Origin of the sequence: Arthrobacter humicola (genome assembly GCF_039531445.1) — a bacterium.
Lineage (GTDB): Bacteria > Actinomycetota > Actinomycetes > Actinomycetales > Micrococcaceae > Arthrobacter > Arthrobacter humicola.
Window position 1 is genome coordinate 36,166 of the sequence record NZ_BAAAQB010000033.1, and the last position, 15,019, is coordinate 51,184.

The 15,019-nt window shown below is 66.9% G+C and carries 13 protein-coding genes, 6 tRNA genes and 1 pseudogene; 4 read left to right on the forward strand and 16 right to left on the reverse strand.

Annotated elements, in window-relative coordinates; all coding sequences use genetic code 11:
• Positions 1-33 precede the first annotated feature (33 nt).
• The 6 genes from ABD243_RS11740 to ABD243_RS11765 form a co-directional block, all read right to left on the reverse strand.
• Positions 34-681 (reverse strand): DUF3000 domain-containing protein, encoded by a 648-nt coding sequence (locus ABD243_RS11740; protein WP_344365713.1) that lies wholly within the window; start codon positions 679-681, stop codon positions 34-36.
• A gap of 69 nt (positions 682-750) precedes the next feature.
• Positions 751-1,839 carry a threonine aldolase family protein gene (locus ABD243_RS11745; RefSeq protein ID WP_344365745.1) on the reverse strand — a complete coding sequence of 363 codons (1,089 nt, stop codon included), beginning with the start codon at positions 1,837-1,839 and terminating at the stop codon, positions 751-753.
• Positions 1,840-1,931: 92 nt separating this feature from the next.
• Positions 1,932-2,714 (reverse strand): SDR family NAD(P)-dependent oxidoreductase, encoded by a 783-nt coding sequence (locus ABD243_RS11750; protein WP_344365716.1) that lies wholly within the window; start codon positions 2,712-2,714, stop codon positions 1,932-1,934.
• The gene (locus tag ABD243_RS11755; RefSeq protein ID WP_116768167.1) at positions 2,711-4,120 is read right to left on the reverse strand and encodes a DUF6421 family protein; all 1,410 of its coding nucleotides are present in this window, start codon (positions 4,118-4,120) and stop codon (positions 2,711-2,713) included. Before ABD243_RS11755 ends, ABD243_RS11750 begins: the two co-directional genes overlap by 4 nt.
• Before the next feature lie 208 nt (positions 4,121-4,328).
• Positions 4,329-4,847, reverse strand: coding sequence for a peptide-methionine (R)-S-oxide reductase MsrB (msrB, locus tag ABD243_RS11760; RefSeq protein WP_344365719.1), 519 nt, complete (start codon positions 4,845-4,847; stop codon positions 4,329-4,331).
• 14 nt (positions 4,848-4,861) lie between these two features.
• Positions 4,862-5,350 carry a hypothetical protein gene (locus ABD243_RS11765; RefSeq protein WP_116768165.1) on the reverse strand — a complete coding sequence of 163 codons (489 nt, stop codon included), beginning with the start codon at positions 5,348-5,350 and terminating at the stop codon, positions 4,862-4,864.
• A gap of 225 nt (positions 5,351-5,575) precedes the next feature.
• On the opposite strand from ABD243_RS11765, the gene ABD243_RS11770 reads away from it, so the two are divergent.
• The gene (locus ABD243_RS11770) at positions 5,576-6,934 is read left to right on the forward strand and encodes an alpha/beta hydrolase family protein (RefSeq protein ID WP_344365722.1); all 1,359 of its coding nucleotides are present in this window, start codon (positions 5,576-5,578) and stop codon (positions 6,932-6,934) included.
• A gap of 61 nt (positions 6,935-6,995) precedes the next feature.
• Here ABD243_RS11770 and ybaK read toward each other — a convergent pair whose 3' ends face one another.
• Genes ybaK through ABD243_RS11785 form a run of 3 tightly spaced genes read right to left on the reverse strand, consistent with a single transcriptional unit; the run spans position 6,996 to position 8,985 of the window.
• Positions 6,996-7,493 carry a Cys-tRNA(Pro) deacylase gene (gene ybaK / locus ABD243_RS11775; protein ID WP_344365726.1) on the reverse strand — a complete coding sequence of 166 codons (498 nt, stop codon included), beginning with the start codon at positions 7,491-7,493 and terminating at the stop codon, positions 6,996-6,998.
• A gap of 41 nt (positions 7,494-7,534) precedes the next feature.
• The gene (locus ABD243_RS11780) at positions 7,535-8,008 is read right to left on the reverse strand and encodes a SufE family protein (protein ID WP_344365728.1); all 474 of its coding nucleotides are present in this window, start codon (positions 8,006-8,008) and stop codon (positions 7,535-7,537) included.
• A 59-nt stretch (positions 8,009-8,067) separates the two neighbouring features.
• A complete protein-coding gene (locus ABD243_RS11785; protein ID WP_344365731.1) occupies positions 8,068-8,985 on the reverse strand; it encodes a sulfurtransferase in 918 nt (305 codons plus the stop codon).
• 226 nt (positions 8,986-9,211) lie between these two features.
• Between ABD243_RS11785 and zapE the strand changes: the two genes are divergently transcribed.
• Positions 9,212-10,249, forward strand: coding sequence for a cell division protein ZapE (gene zapE, locus ABD243_RS11790; protein ID WP_116768161.1), 1,038 nt, complete (start codon positions 9,212-9,214; stop codon positions 10,247-10,249).
• Positions 10,250-10,538: 289 nt separating this feature from the next.
• Here zapE and ABD243_RS11795 read toward each other — a convergent pair whose 3' ends face one another.
• From ABD243_RS11795 to ABD243_RS11820, 6 genes are all read right to left on the reverse strand, one after another.
• Positions 10,539-10,808 (reverse strand): antitoxin, encoded by a 270-nt coding sequence (locus ABD243_RS11795; protein WP_091255742.1) that lies wholly within the window; start codon positions 10,806-10,808, stop codon positions 10,539-10,541.
• Between the two features lie 226 nt (positions 10,809-11,034).
• Positions 11,035-11,109, reverse strand: a tRNA-Val gene (locus ABD243_RS11800).
• Positions 11,110-11,158: 49 nt separating this feature from the next.
• Positions 11,159-11,231, reverse strand: a tRNA-Gly gene (locus ABD243_RS11805).
• Positions 11,232-11,289: 58 nt separating this feature from the next.
• Positions 11,290-11,364: transfer RNA gene (locus ABD243_RS11810), tRNA-Val, on the reverse strand.
• 39 nt (positions 11,365-11,403) lie between these two features.
• Positions 11,404-11,474, reverse strand: a tRNA-Cys gene (locus ABD243_RS11815).
• 46 nt (positions 11,475-11,520) lie between these two features.
• Positions 11,521-11,593: transfer RNA gene (locus tag ABD243_RS11820), tRNA-Gly, on the reverse strand.
• 584 nt (positions 11,594-12,177) lie between these two features.
• On the opposite strand from ABD243_RS11820, the gene ABD243_RS11825 reads away from it, so the two are divergent.
• Positions 12,178-12,252 (forward strand) — tRNA-Val (locus ABD243_RS11825).
• A gap of 82 nt (positions 12,253-12,334) precedes the next feature.
• Entirely contained in the window at positions 12,335-13,180 is an 846-nt protein-coding gene (locus tag ABD243_RS11830; RefSeq protein ID WP_344365735.1) for a cytochrome, read from the forward strand.
• Positions 13,181-13,640: 460 nt separating this feature from the next.
• On the opposite strand, the pseudogene ABD243_RS11835 reads toward ABD243_RS11830, so the two are convergent.
• Positions 13,641-14,375, reverse strand: a pseudogene (locus ABD243_RS11835) (HNH endonuclease signature motif containing protein); the annotation flags it as partial.
• Between the last annotated feature and the right edge of the window lie 644 nt (positions 14,376-15,019).

Here is a 15,019-nt window from a genome sequence, read left to right on the forward strand (position 1 = left end):
GTATAAGGCCGTGACCGTGGCCGAATAAACGCCTCACGCGTGTCCGCGGGGGCGCCGGGGAAGGGGGGTGACACCCTCGGGCAGGGGCGGCAGCCCGGCGAAGGTGCAGACCATGTCCGACCACGCCTCCAGGTGCGAGGTGATGTCCGGGGTGGCGGGGGTCCAGGAAGCCCGGAGTTCGATGTCGATCGAATCCGGCCGGTCCGACAACGTTCCAAAGCTCTCTGAGAGCACCCTGGTGGCCGTGCCGCCGGCGGAGCGGTAGGGCGCCTGGTGGTTGTCCAGCGCCTCGACCAGCCAGGTCCACGCCACCGATCCCAGCAGTTCGTCGTTGCCCATCTCAGGTTCCAGCTGGGCGCGGATGTAGGTGACGATCCGGAACTCCCCGTCCCACACGGCCGAGCCGTCGGGATCGTGGAGCAGGATGAAGCGGCCGGTGGCGAGTTCGACGTCGTCGCTGCCGGACGCACGCGCCAAAGCCGCAGCGGCCGGGCCGTGGACCGCACCGCCGGCGGATTCGCCCGGGCCGATCACTTCTGCGCCCAAGGCGACGGCGAACGGTGCCAGCCGCGACGGCGCCGGAATTTCATCCAGGTGAAGTTCGCTGCGGCACCGAGCCTGTCGAAGGGTCCCCAAGGCGAAGAGGAAATCTGCCGGAACCTGATCGAGGGAGCTCACCATGGAAGATTATGCAACGGCTGCGCCCCTGCCCGGCAGGCTCGCCGCCGGACAGGGGAAGCAGTGCAGGGCTCAGGCAGCTGCGAGCTCGCGCTTGATGGCCGCAATGAACGAATCAACGTCTTCCTCGGTGGTGTCGAAGGAGCACATCCAGCGGACCTCACGGGCCGCCTCATTCCAGTCGTAGAAGCGGAAGGACGTACGCAGCCGGTCTGCGACACCGGCAGGCAGGATGGCGAAGACGCCGTTGGACTCGGTCTTCTGGCTCAGTGTGACGCCGGGGATCGACTCGACGCCGGCGCGCAGCCGGGTGGCCATGGCGTTGGCGTGCGAGGCCGACCGCAGCCACAGATCCCCCTCGAGCAGGGCAATGAACTGCGCTGACATGAAGCGCATCTTCGAGGCCAGCTGCATGTTCATCTTGCGCAGGTAGATCAGGCCGTGGGCGGCATCCGGGTTCAGCGCGATGACGACCTCACCAAACAGCAGGCCGTTCTTGGTGCCGCCGAAGGAGAGGATGTCCACGCCGGCATCGCGGGTGAAGGCCCGCAGCGGAACGCCGAGGTGCGCGGCGGCGTTGGCCAGCCGGGCGCCGTCCATGTGCAGTTTCATGCCCTTTGAGTGGACATGCTCCGCGATGGCCCGGACCTCCTCCGGGGTGTAGCACGTGCCGAGTTCGGTGGTCTGGGTGATGGAGACGGCCAGCGGCTGGGCGCGGTGCTCATCGCCCCAGCCCCAGGCTTCCTGGTCGATCAGGGCAGGCGTGAGCTTGCCGTCGGTGGTGGGGACCTGCAGGAGCTTGATGCCGCCGATCCGCTCCGGTGCGCCGTTCTCGTCCATGTTGATGTGGGCGGTGGAGGCGCAGATTACGGCACCCCAGCGCGGCAGCAGCGACTGCAGGGACAGGACGTTGGCGCCGGTGCCGTTGAAAACGGGGAAGCACTCGATGCCGTCGCCGAAGTGGTCTTCCATCAGCTTCTGCAGGCGGGCGGTGTACTCGTCCTCGCCGTAGGAGACCTGATGGCCTTCATTGGCGGCAGCCAGGGCCGCGAGGACCTCCGGGTGCACGCCGGAGTAGTTGTCCGAGGCGAAGCCGCGGACGGAGGGATCATGGAGCCGCACCGCAGTGCTGGCAGGGGCAGTTTCAACTGTGCTGGTCATCGCTTTGCTCACGCTTTCAGTCTAAGAGGTCGGCCCGCAAGGGCTAAGTCCGGTCGCTAAGTCCGGAGACGGCGCTAAGTTCGGGGGGCAGTTCAGTGGCCGAGCAGCAACCGCTGGCCGTTCAGTTCCCCGGCGGGAGTGCTGAAGAGCCCGACGACGGCAGCCGCCAGGTCTGCGACGTCCGTGAAGCCGGGGAATTTGCGCTCGGGGGCCTTGGCCCGCATCGCAGGGTCAACGAGGGCCTTCACCACGAAGATGACGGCGGCGCTGCTAAGTCCCGTTTTGTCTTGGCCGGTGGCGTGCTGCACCGGGCCGGTTGGCTCGGTGCTTCCTGTGCCGTCGGCCGCGGGCCGGGCCCGTCGAAAGCCGTCCGCGACCGCCAGCGTCCAGGCTTCGGCTGCGGCCTTGGCCGCGGCGTAGCTGGCGCCGCCGGCCGTCGGGGCGCTCACGGCCGTTGAGGACACCATGGCGAAGCGCCCGGTGTCCGAGGCTGCGAGGTCATCGAAGAAGACACGGCTGACGTTCCGCAGCGTGGTGATGGCGTTGCGTTCCAGGAAGTCCCAGTCCTCGTCGCTCTGGTCCGTGATGCCTTTCGCGCCGCGCCAGCCGCCCACGAGGTGGATGACGCCGTCGACGCTTCCCACGAGGCCCGCGACGCTCGACCGCAAGGCGCGGACGTCAGACAGGCTGGCGAGGTCGCAGACAAGCGGCGTGACGCCGCTGCCGGCGTCGGCAGCGGCGGCCTCGATCCGGGCGGCGTCCGAGCCGACGGTGAAGACCGCATGGCCCGCGTCGCGCAGGGCGCGGGCCGTCGCGATTCCCGACGGCCCGCTGCCCCCCGTGACCAGCACGTTCAAAGTGCGTCCGGCACTCATCCGGCGTTCAGGGCCTCGGCGCCGCTGCCGCTGGTTTCTCCGGTGTCAGAGGACCCCGTGATGCCGGCGGTGGATTCAATGACCGGCCGCATCTTCTTCTCGAGGGCCTCGTAGAACATGGAGAGCGGGAACTCGTCGTCCAGGACCTGGTCCGTGAGGCCGCGCGGCGGGCCGGCCAGCGGGAGGGCGTCCGGACCCTTGGCCCAGACCGACGCCGGGTTGGGCGTGACCGTGCCGGAGATGAGTTCGTAGGCGGCGAGCCAGTGGGCCATCTTCGGGCGGTCGATCGAGCGCCAGTACAGTTCCTCGATGCGGGCGCCGAGTTCAACCACGACGTCGGCAACTTCGTCCCAGTCGATGCTGAGCTTGCTGTCGGTCCAGTGCAGGACGTGGTGCTGGTGCATCCACGCGAAGAGCAGCTGGCCGCCGAGTCCGTCGTAGTTGCGGACGCGGGTTCCGGTGATCGCGAAGCGGAAGATGCGGTCGAAGATCACGGCGTACTGGACGAGCTTGGCGTGACGGCGTGCCTCAGGGTCGGCGTCCTCGTCCTTCTCGATCTTGACCGACTCGCGGAAGGCGGTGAGGTCGCAGCGCAGTTCCTCGAGCGAGTAGAGGAAGAACGGCATGCGCTGCTTGATCATGAACGGGTCGAAGGGCAGGTCGCCGCGCATGTGGGTGCGGTCATGGATCAGGTCCCACATGACGAACGTTTCCTGCGTCAGCTTCTGGTCCTCCAGCAGTGCTGCCGCGTCGTCGGGAAGCTGCAGCGAGGTGATGTCCGCAGCAGCGCGCAGGACGCGGCGGAAGCGGGCAGCCTCGCGGTCAGCGAAGATCGCGCCCCACGTGAAGGTGGGGGTCTCGCGGACGGCGACGGTCTCGGGGAAGAGCACGGCGGAGTTGGTGTTGTAGCCCGGGGTGAAGTCGAGGAAGCGGATCGGGACGAAGAGCTTGTTGGAGTATTCGCCCTGTTCCAGGCCGCCGATGAACTCGGGCCAGATGACCTCGATGAGCACGGCCTCGACCAGACGGTTGCTGCTGCCGTTCTGGGTGTACATCGGGAACACGACGAGGTGCTGGAGCCCGTTGACGCGGTGCTGCTGCGGCTGGAAGGCCTGCAGGGAATCCAGGAAGTCCGGCACGCCAAAGCCGCCATCGGCCCAGCGGCCGAAGTCGGTGACGAGCAGTTCAAGGTAGCGGGCGTCGTGCGGGAAGGACGGCGCCAGGGCCGAAATCGCTGCGGTGATGGTTGCGACGTACCCGGCCGCGGCTTCGTGGGCTGTGGTTTCCGGGACGGATCCGTCCTGGATCTGAAGGGCCTGCAGCGCGGTGGCGGCAGCCTTGAGCCGCAGCCATTCCTGGTTGCTGGCCGTGATCTGGGCGGGGGCGGTAAGAGCGGTCGTGGTCATCGTCGACGGTCGCCTTTCTAGTAGCTGTGGTGCGTGTCGCTGGATCTAAATCGAGCGTAGCAAGCAAACAGCAGCTCTAATGCAAAAGTGCCTCGAGCATAAGAAAGACTGTGGCAAGTGATTCCGAAAGACTGTTCCAGCGGAAGAAGAGGGAGGGCTGCCGGGCCCGGCGGCGGCGTTTCGGCACCGGTGGGCCCGGCAGGCGGACTTACTTCCCGGCGTCGTCTGCGGGTACGAGCTTCAGCGAAACGGAGTTGATGCAGTACCGCTGGTCCGTGGGGGTGCCGTAACCCTCGCCGTCGAACACGTGGCCCAGGTGGGAATCGCACGTGGCGCAGCGGACTTCCACCCGGTCCATGCCCATGGTGCGGTCGTGGATATAGCGGACTGTGCCGTCGGCAAGCGGCGCCCAGAAGGACGGCCAGCCGCAGTGCGAGTCGAACTTCTCATTGCTCGTAAAGAGCTCGGTGCCGCACGCCCGGCACTGATACACGCCCCGGGTGTGGGTGTCCCAGTATTCGCCGGTGTAGGGCCGTTCGGTCCCGGCCTGGCGCAGCACCCGGTACTCCTCAGGGGTCAGTTCCTCGCGCCACTGGGCATCCGTCTTTTCGACCGGGTTGTGTTCGACCTGGTTGTGTTCGAGCGGCGTGGTGGCGGTGCCGGCGTCGGGCTCGGCGGAGGGCACTGCCAGGGTCATGGGTTTGGGCCTGTTCTTGAAGATGCTCATAGCCTCAATAACGCTTAGGAGTCCCCTATAAATCCCGAACCGGCGTACAGATGCAGGACGGGCAGGCCCAGCTTGTCCTGTGCCTTGGTGGCCCAGTCGGTGTGGAAGGTGTCGGCGACAGCGTGCGGGCGGGTGATCACCACGGCCTGCCCGGCGCTGAGTTCCTTGACCTTGGCGACCAGGCCATCCACGGCCTTGCCCTCGACGATTTCGCCCGAGACTCCGCCGCCGAGGCCGGCCAAGGCAGCAAGGGACGCTGCCAGGGTGTCGGCGGCTTCGGCCCGCTCCTCGGCGGGGTCGGAATGCGCCGTCAGTTCGCGGAAGGCTTTGGAAACTTCGAGCATGGAAAGGTTTTCCAGGAAATCCACCATCAGGTGCCGCTCGGTATTGGCCGGAACCAGGATCAGCAAGGGCGCATCACCGCCCGCAATCAGGGTTTCGATGTTGACGCGGTCATCCGCACCGAGGGGCTCTTCTGTCAAAATGACGATTGGATCACTCATGACCCCAGCCTAGTCGCGCTCGTGTCGCCGTGCATGGTTCTGTCCCGGCGCGCACCATGCCGTGTCCCGCTGGTGTATCTCCGCCGCGTGTCGGCCCCGCCTTCTGTCCGCTCCGCCGTGTCCCCGCTGGCGGGGAACTACCTGCGCGGTGCTGCGGGAGCAACCCCCTTCTTCGTGAAGGGCCATAATGCCGTCGTTGTCGGACAGTTCAGTCAGAATGGTGCCATGGCATCCTCCTTGCGCCTCCCGCCGGATCTCTCCCGGACCGCCACACGCGGAGCGGCAACCACTGTTGCCGCAGCCTCTGCAACGGTCCCTGCTCCATCCGCCGCTGCCGGGCCCTCCGGAAGCGCCAAGTGGGCGGTCGGAGGGATCATCGGAGGCAGCGCCGCTGCGGGCGTGCTCGCCGCCGGATCATCCGCCCTCGCGCTGTATTTCGCCCGCCGTGTCATCACCCCTGCCAGGTTCCGCGACGCGGACCAGGAAGTGCTGGCCGTGATCCGGGAGGGCCGCGGGCTGCAGGTCATCCTGGCCGCAACCCCGGACGCCACGGTGGACGGGGTGTACGGGTTCTTCTTCGACGGCGGCCGGGGCCACGCGCGGATCGGCCGGATCCTCTCCTACTCGCCGGCCGAACGCACCGTGCTGCGGGAAGTCGAGACCGTCTACAGCGGAGACATTTCCACCGCCCGCCGCGGCTGGTGGAGCGGGGCGGCCTATCCGGATCCGGCCGCCATCGGCCTTTCGGCGGACGACGTGCTGATCGACGTCGAGGGCGGAACCGCGCCGGCATGGCTGGTGCGCGCCGTACCGGCGACGGAAGACACGGTGTCGGACGTCTGGGCGATCATGGTGCACGGGCGCGGCGCCTCACGGCAGGAGGGCCTGAGGGCCGTCCGGACCGCTCGGGACCTGGGCATGCCCAGTCTGCTGATCTCCTACCGCAACGACGGCCTGGCTCCGTCAGCCAGCGACGGGCGCTACGGGCTGGGCTCCACCGAATGGCGCGACGTCGAAGCTGCCATTGACTTTGCCTTGGAGCAGGGCGCCCGGGAGGTCGTCCTGTTCGGCTGGTCGATGGGCGGCGCGATCTGCCTCCAGACGGCCGACCTCTCGCGGCATCGGCAGCTGATCCGGGCGATGGTCCTGGACGCCCCCGTGATCAACTGGGTCAACGTGCTGGCCCACCATGCGGAGCTGAACCGGATCCCGTCGTCGGTGGGGCGGTACGGGCAACTGATGCTCAGCCACCCTCTGGGCCGGCGGCTGACCGGGCTGGCCGCCCCGGTAGACCTCAAGGCGATGGACTGGGTGTCGCGAGCCGTGGAACTGCGGACGCCGACCCTCATTGTGCACAGCGTTGACGACGAATACGTCCCGTATGGGCCCTCCGCCGAGCTGGCTGAGAAGAATCCCGAGATGGTCACGTTCGAGTCCTTCAACACCGCTCGGCACACCAAAGAATGGAATGTGGATCCGGAGCGCTGGGAGCGGCAGGTCATGGCCTGGCTCCGGCAGCAGCTGGCGCCCCGTGTCAATCCCGGGGACCAGGAGCCGGCGGCCGGGCAGTCCACACCGGGCTGACAGGTGGCGGCGGTGATTCACGCCAACACTGCCGTGATGTGCCGCGCGATCGCCGGGAGAGTCAGTCGTCCCGGGTGCCGATCCTCGCGGTGCGGGCGGCCGTAAGCCGAATGAGCTCGGCCGGATCCAGTTCGATGTCCAGGCCGCGCCGGCCGCCCGAGACCAGGATGGTCGCCAGCGCCAGGGCACTGTCATCCACCACGGTGGGGGAGGACTGGCGTTGCCCCAGTGGCGAAATGCCGCCGAGCACGTAGCCGGTACGTCGCTGCGCGGCGGCGGGGTCCGCCATTGCGGCCTTCTTGCCGCCCAAGGCCGCAGCCATCGCCTTGAGGTCCAGATTTCCGCTCACGGGCACGACGCCGACGGCGAGCCGGCCGTCGACGTCGACCATCAGGGTCTTGAAGACCCGGGCGGGGTCGATGCCCAACATCTCCGCGGCCTCAAGGCCATAGCTCGCTACGGCAGGATCATGCGCGTAGGGGTGCACGACAAAGGGAACCCCGGCGGCCGCGAGTGCCGCGGTGGCCGGAGTTCCCTGGGATGCCTGTTTTCGGGCCATCGCGGCTGATTGTCCTTAGCTGATTGTCTAAGCGCCGCAGGTCAGGACTGCGCCGGCGCGTGCTGGGATCCGGAGGCGGCGACTTTGCGCTTGATCCGGCCCAGCATGGCGGTCATTCCGCGCATCCGCAGGGGAGTGATGGCCCGGGTGAGGCCGAGCTGTTCGGGCATATCGTCCGGGACGGCCAGGATTTCCGCAGCGCTGAGGCCGTCGAGTCCTTCATGGAGCACGCCGGCGAAGCCGCGGGTAGTGGGGGCTTCCTTGGGCGCCTTGAAGTAGAGCCGGACGCGCTCCGGCGCGCCGCCGTCGGCCGGTTCTGTCTCAATGGTGAGGAAGAGCGGCGTCTGGCACTCCACCACCTGCTCGAGCAGTTCCGGGTGGTCCTGGAGCCTCTCCGGAAGCTCCGGTAGTCCCTGCGAGAACTCAAGGAGCAGCTGAAGCCGCTCGGGTTCAGTCAAGGCCTGGAAGTCGTCAACAATTTCCGCCAGTGCGGCGGGGAGGGCAGAAGTATTCATCACTCCCAGCTTACGCACGAGCGGCAATTGTGTCCCGGTCGCAACCGCCGGCGCCGAACCTAGCGACCGGCCGGAACCGTGCCGCGTTCGGCGCCCTTGACGATCGGGACGCGCACGGCGTTGCCCCATTCGGTCCAGGAGCCGTCGTAGTTGCGTACGGTGTCGAAGCCCAGCAGGTACTTCAGCGCAAACCAGGTGTGGCTGGACCGCTCGCCAATCCGGCAGTACGCCACGACGTCGTCGCCTTCCTTGAGCCCGGCCTCGCCCAGGTACAGGGCCTCGAGCTCGCTGCGGTCGCGGTAGGTGCCGTCCTCGGCAGCCGCGCGGGCCCAGGGGATGGAGGCCGCGGTGGGGATGTGCCCGCCGCGCAGGGCGCCTTCCTCCGGGTAGGCCGGCATGTGGGTGCGCTGGCCGGTGTATTCCTCAGCGGAGCGGACGTCGATCAGCGGCTTGCCGAAGTGGGCAAGGACGTCCTCCTTGAAGGCGCGGATCGGGGCATCGTTGCGTTTCACCACCGGGTAGGTCCCCGGAGCCGGAACCGTGGTTTCGGTGGTGAGGGCACGGCCCTCGGCGATCCACTTGTCGCGGCCCCCGTCCAGGAGCCGGACGTCCTCGTGGCCGAACAGGGTAAAGACCCACAGGGCGTACGCGGCCCACCAGTTGGACTTGTCGCCGTAGATGACTACGGTGCTGTCCCGGGAAATTCCCTTGGCCGCGGCCAGGGCGGCGAAGGCTTCACCGTCAATGTAGTCGCGCGTGACCTCGTCGTTGAGATCCGTGTGCCAGTCGATCTTGACGGCGCCGGGGATGTGGCCGGTTTCGTACAGCAGCACGTCCTCGTCCGACTCGACCACCACGAGCTTGCCGCCGTCGAGCTCGCCGGCATCAATTGCAGCGGCGAGCCAGTCGGTGGATACCAGGCGCTCGGGGTGTGCGTACGCGGCGAACTTTTCGTTCTGCTCAACGGGGTAGGACATGGTGATGGCCTTTCACTGAAACGGTCAGGAGGCCGGGCGCGGAAAAGAGTGCGCGACGCCAGCCTGTTACAACACTAGTCACGGCCCCGCGGGAATGCTCCACCGGGTTCACACGGGGAAATGTGGTCTTGCTCACGCCGGCCGCCCGTTCGCATCCGCGCACACGGGGCGGCCTTCCCTTGCCGGTATTCTTGCTGGGGACAAGAGACCAGCAGAACGGACCACCTTGGTACACATCGAACAGCTCGCCGCCCGCACGCCGGCAGTTTCCGTGGACGAACTCCTCAATGGGTTCTATCCTTCGCCGCGGTTTGGTGAGGTGTCGTTTTCGAGCTACCGTCCCGACCCCGCCCAGCCCAGCCAGGCGCACGCGGTCCACGCCCTTCAGCACTTCGCCGCTGGTGTGGGCGCGCGCGACGGCGATGGCCTGTTCAAGCGGCTCTTCGGCAAGAAGGACACCTCCAGGGCGGGGATCTACCTCGACGGCGGATTCGGCGTCGGCAAGACCCACCTGCTGGCATCGCTGTGGCACGCCGCCCCCGGCCCCAAGGCCTTTGGCACCTTCGTCGAGTACACCAACCTCGTCGGCGCGCTGTCGTTCCGCAAGACCGTGGAGGCCCTGAGCCACTACAAGCTCGTATGCATCGATGAGTTTGAGCTCGACGATCCGGGCGACACCGTGCTGATGTCCCGGCTCATGCGCGAACTCGCCGACGCGGGCGTCAAGCTCGCCGCGACGTCGAACACCCTACCGGGTTCACTCGGCGACGGACGCTTTGCCGCCGTCGACTTCCAGCGCGAAATCCAGGTGCTCGCAGACCAGTTCGACGTCGTAAGGATTGACGGCGAGGACTTCCGCCACCGCGGCCTGCCGGCAGCGCCCGCTCCGCTGCGCAATGATGACCTGACCCACCACATGCAGGCCGAATTCGACGGCAAGACCGTGGCCCGCGACGAGTTCAGCACCCTGATCAACCATCTGGCCGGCGTGCACCCGAGCCGCTACCGCCAGTTGCTGGACGGGATCGAAGGCGTCGTGTGGAAGAACGTGCACACGATCACCGAGCAAGCCGTGGCACTGCGGTTCGTGGTGCTGGCAGACCGGCTGTACGACAAGGACGTGCCCATCCTGGCCAGCGGCGTGCCGTTCGACAAGCTCTTCACCGAGGAAATGATGACCGGCGGGTACATGAAGAAGTACTTCCGCGCCGTTTCCCGGCTTACCGCGCTTGCCCGTGAGGGCCAGAACCACGAACCGTCTTAGCCCCCAATCGGCTTAGTCGAGGACCGGCGTAGGCGTGGACCCGCCTGGGCCGGTATCGTCTCGAGTCTGAACCGTTCGCATTCGGAACGCGGCGACGTGGTGACACTCCGACGTCGAAACCCCGCCAAGGCGAACCCCTCCACGCAAAGCAACGCGGAGTCACTTCGAGCCCATCCTGAGCTTCCGGATGGGCTCGAAGATCCCCGCGTTGCTTCGTTCGGCGTCGTTAAACGCCGAAGGTGCCGGCGCCGCCTCTCGGCGGGACCGACACCTCGCTGACGTACCTGGGTCAGAGGCCCTGCTGCCGGGTTTCCCCGGCTACAGGAGGCTCATCCGCGACGAGGGGCCGCTCGACGACGGGGGCCGTGGTCGGCCTGTCGTCTGCTTGATCCACGAAGTCGGAAGCACCCTTCTGCACTGCATCGACCTTGTCGGCGTACTTGCCGTCGGTCTTCGAGTCGACGAAATCGCCGGCCTTTTCGATGCCGTCCTTGATGGCCTGTTCGTTGCCACCAATGACTTGCTGAGCCTTGCCCTTCAGATCGTCAAGTAAACCCACGGGCACCTCCCTTCGGTCGCGGAGCCAGATCGCTCCTCCGGCTTCCGATACTAACGGCCCGTAGGGGTCATGCCAAGGGCCAGCCCGTTCTCGGGGAACTCCTGTCAAGGGCCTTGTGGCCCGGTCCGGCAGGGCCCGCCCAGATCAACGCCCGATACCGATAGTCCAGCTAACATCCAGGACGCCACAAGGGCACGAAAAAAGCAGCTCCAGGGGAGCTGCTTGATGGTGGGCGATACTGGGATCGAACCAGTGACCTCTTCCGTGTCAGGGAAGCGCGCTACCGCTGCGCCAATCGCCCGCAACCGGAAGAATCCGGAGTGGATTTGTGTCAATCATTTACACAAGAGAGCGGACGACGAGATTCGAACTCGCGACATCCACCTTGGCAAGGTGGTGCTCTACCAGCTGAGCTACGTCCGCAATATGAAGTCCATGCCGGCTTGGCCGGTGGTACTGCATCAAGCAAGTTACCTTGCTTTGGTGGGCGATACTGGGATCGAACCAGTGACCTCTTCCGTGTCAGGGAAGCGCGCTACCGCTGCGCCAATCGCCCATTTCATCCGGCCTAAACCGGAAACCATGGTTTTCACCGAGGTGGGTACGGGATTCGAACCCGTGTATACGGCTTTGCAGGCCGCTGCCTCGCCTCTCGGCCAACCCACCGTGTAAGCAGGATTCCGAAGAACCTTTGCCGTGACAGTGTCCTGCGAGCGGACGACGAGATTCGAACTCGCGACATCCACCTTGGCAAGGTGGTGCTCTACCAGCTGAGCTACGTCCGCATTATTGGGGTGCATTTCCTTGCCGCATTCGGCATTTCCTCGCGTTCCAACGAGTAAGAACTCTATAGGAGGTTCTGGGAATCTACAAATCGAGGCCCGATGGCCCCGACTCAATGGCCCTACTTCCTTGATTTCTAGGGGATTTTACGAATTACAGGGCTGTAATTAGCTTCGCAGGCATACCGTGGCGGCGATGGAAGGCGGTCGGCCGTTTGGGCTCGGGCTTGGGCTTGGAGTCTCCGGGTTGGGAATTGGGTGGGCGGCTGCGTGCTCGTGGGGGACTCCGTGCCTGGAATCCGGGTGTGGGTCCCAGGGTCTAGGGCGACCCGGCGTGCGGAGTTTCAGGGTGCAGGGGGACCCGGCGTCCGGGGCCCGGGCTGGTAAGGCGACGCTGCAGTCGGGGAGTAAAGGCTCGCCTGCGCTGGTGACGCGTTGCTGGGAGCCGGGTGAGGTGCTGCTCGCGCAGGCAGTGGTCTGGCGTAGTGGCCGACCCTTGGTAACGACGGGCGTGACCCCGGTCGAGGGGTCGTCATCGGCGCCGATTTCTAAAATCCGGCCGGGTGGGCTAGCATTCAATGTCGTTGGGGCGATTGGCGCAGTGGTAGCGCGCTTCGTTCACACCGAAGAGGTCACTGGTTCGAACCCAGTATCGCCCACCAACGAAATGGTCCGTTCCGCTGACATGCGGGGCGGGCCATTTTGCTTTTCATCGTTGTCTGACCCCCGTGAAAGAGTCTTTACATGACTGCTCCACTCCTCGCCCACGCCACTGACTATGGCCGGATGTACGCACGCTCCACATCGGCACAATTCTCCGTCCCGTCAATCACTACGGTGATTGGCCAACAGCCCCATGGACTCGATGGCTGGTTCGGCTACATGGGGGCCAACAGCCTTGCCCAGGATCCCGAACTTCCCGGCATTCTGGGGAGCCCAGGCAAGCTGCGCCAGGCAGTCAGCCGGGCAGCCAAGGCAGCGGAGAGCTACCGGGACGAGGCCGCCAAGCGCGGCGACCGGGTCCACAACTACTGTGAGCAGGTTGCGCTGCGCGCGCTCGGCCGGCCGCACCAGATGAAGGAAACCCGCGAAGCCCTCGCCGCCAATGGTGAGGAAGCCTTCGCTGCGCGATTCGATGAATGGTGGGAGCTCTTCCAGGTTGAACCCATCGCCCCAGAGATTACGGTGTGGAACAAGACGGTCGGCTATGCCGGCACCCTGGACCTCGTGGCGAAGATCAACGGCCGGACCTGTCTCATCGACTACAAGACCAAGGGCACCAGCCGGGACGGCACCGTCAAACCGCTCGATGACAAGGTCGTGATGCAGCTCGTCGCCGGTATGAAGGCGGAAGAAAGCCTCGTGGATCCCGTGGCGGGGGAGTGGGAAGCATGGCAGCACGGCGAATCGCCAATCCTCCTGGCAGTGGCAGTAGGCGAGACGGAAGTCCGTCCACAGCGGGCCAATCCCGACGTCCTGAAACACCACTGGTGGAAATTCTGCGCTCTGCGCCGCGTCTGGGAAATGTCGGCCGACACCGCCACTGCCGGGGCGGCACTGCTCCCGCTCGCGCCTCCCGTGAAGCGCTGAGCCGGCGCTGCTGAGGCCGGCCCCGAGCTCTCTCGGGCTAACTCTTCCTATCGGGGGCACCCTATGCAGAAGTAGCTCATGGCTCGCCGCCGTGTCACTGCCCCGGCTCCAGCACAGCGCCAGCAACTGCCACCGCCGGTAATTCGGGCGTCCGTCAGACGGCCGTAACCGGGAGCCGCCTTCGCTGCCTGGCTACCGCGACCGCCTGGTCTGCGATTACGTGGTCGTAACTCGGCCCGGGTAACGCAGTGACTGATCCTGCTCGCCGTCGTGCGGCAGTGCCAAGGAGCCGTGGCCACCGCGGACGGCAGCCGTGCTGTCGTTACCCCTTGGTGTGCGATCACGTGGTGGCACGTTGGCCTGTATAACGCCGTCGCTGCGCGAATCACGCCGTGATTGCCGGGTCCGTAATGACACGGGTGGCTCGGATCGGATCATGCCGTCTCTGTCCGGGTTGCGGTTATGCGGCCTGGGCGGGTCGGGCGGGTGTGAAGTAGTGGTTGCGGCGGGGCTTCTGGCCGGGGTCGATGTGGGGTGGCGGGATGAACCAGGGGACCCCGGTCCGGACCCGGATGGTCCACGCCTCCTTGTGGATCAGGTAGTGGTGATGGGAACAGAGCAGGGCCCCGTTCTCCGTGCCGGTGGTCCCGCCGCGGGACCAGTACGTGATGTGGTGGGCTTCGCACCAGGGCGCGGGGATGGTGCAGCCGGGAAACGCGCAGCCCCGGTCCCGGGCGATGAGGGCCTTGCGGAGGTGGGGCGGGAAGATCCTGGAGGCCCGGCCGATGTCCAGGATCCGTCCCTCACCCCCGAGCAGGACGGGGATGATGTCCGCGTCGCAGGCGATCTTCCGGACCGTGGAGGCCGTGACGGGTCCGGTGAACAGCAGCGCACCCGTTTCCCGCACCGCCCCCGCGGGCCGGAACGCCCCACATTCCGGACCGGCCTGGCCGGCGGCCGCGGCCGCGGTGCCGCCCGCGCCGGCCGTTTCCTGAGCTTCTGTCGGGCCGGTCTGGCCGTCGGTGGTGGTGCCGAGCCGGGCCAGCAGGTCCCGGTAATCGATGGTGACCATGGCCTGGGGCCGGAGCCCGCCCGCGGCGGGCAGGCCCCCGGTGGCGAGGGCGATCCCGCAGGCACCGACCAGGCCGTCCAGCAGCCGCTGGGCCCGGGTCCGGGGATCCAGCCCCGCCGCCCCCGGATCCTCCTCGCACACCGGCTGCCCCGATACGGCGGGGGCGACATCCAGAACGGCATGAGTCCCCGGGGCCGGAGCCGGGGCCGGGGTCTGGGCATCCGCGTGAGCCGACACGCCGCCGGCCCTGGCGTCACAGGCCACGTCGCCGGCGTGTGTGCCGACGCCGCAGCCGTCACGGGCCGGCTCATTGGCGGCCCACCCCACCGCGAAAGCGGCGCCGGCGGGCTCGGCGGCCCAGCCAGCAGAAGCGGCGGCACCGCCGGTGGCATCAACCGTCCAGCCGTGACCGGCGACAGTCTCTGCACCCGCGGCCCAGCCATCAGAGGCGGCGGCACCGGTGGTGGAGCCCTCAGCGCCGGCAGCACCGGCGGGCCAGCCATCCGAGGCGGCGACACCGGTGGCGGAGCGCTCAGCGCAGGCCGCGGGGCCCTCAGAAGCGGCGGCGGGTGTGTTTGTGGTGGCGGTGCGGGGGTTGGTGCCGGTGTTCATGACGGTGAGGAGGTATTCGAACTGTTCGGTGGTCGCGAAAATCTCAAGATGGTGCGAGCCTGTCAAGTTGTTTGTGTGAGTGGGGCGGGGTGTCATCGGTTCAGGTAGGGTCCGAGCCGGTCGGGGTAGTTCAGGACGAGGATTCCGAGGGCTTC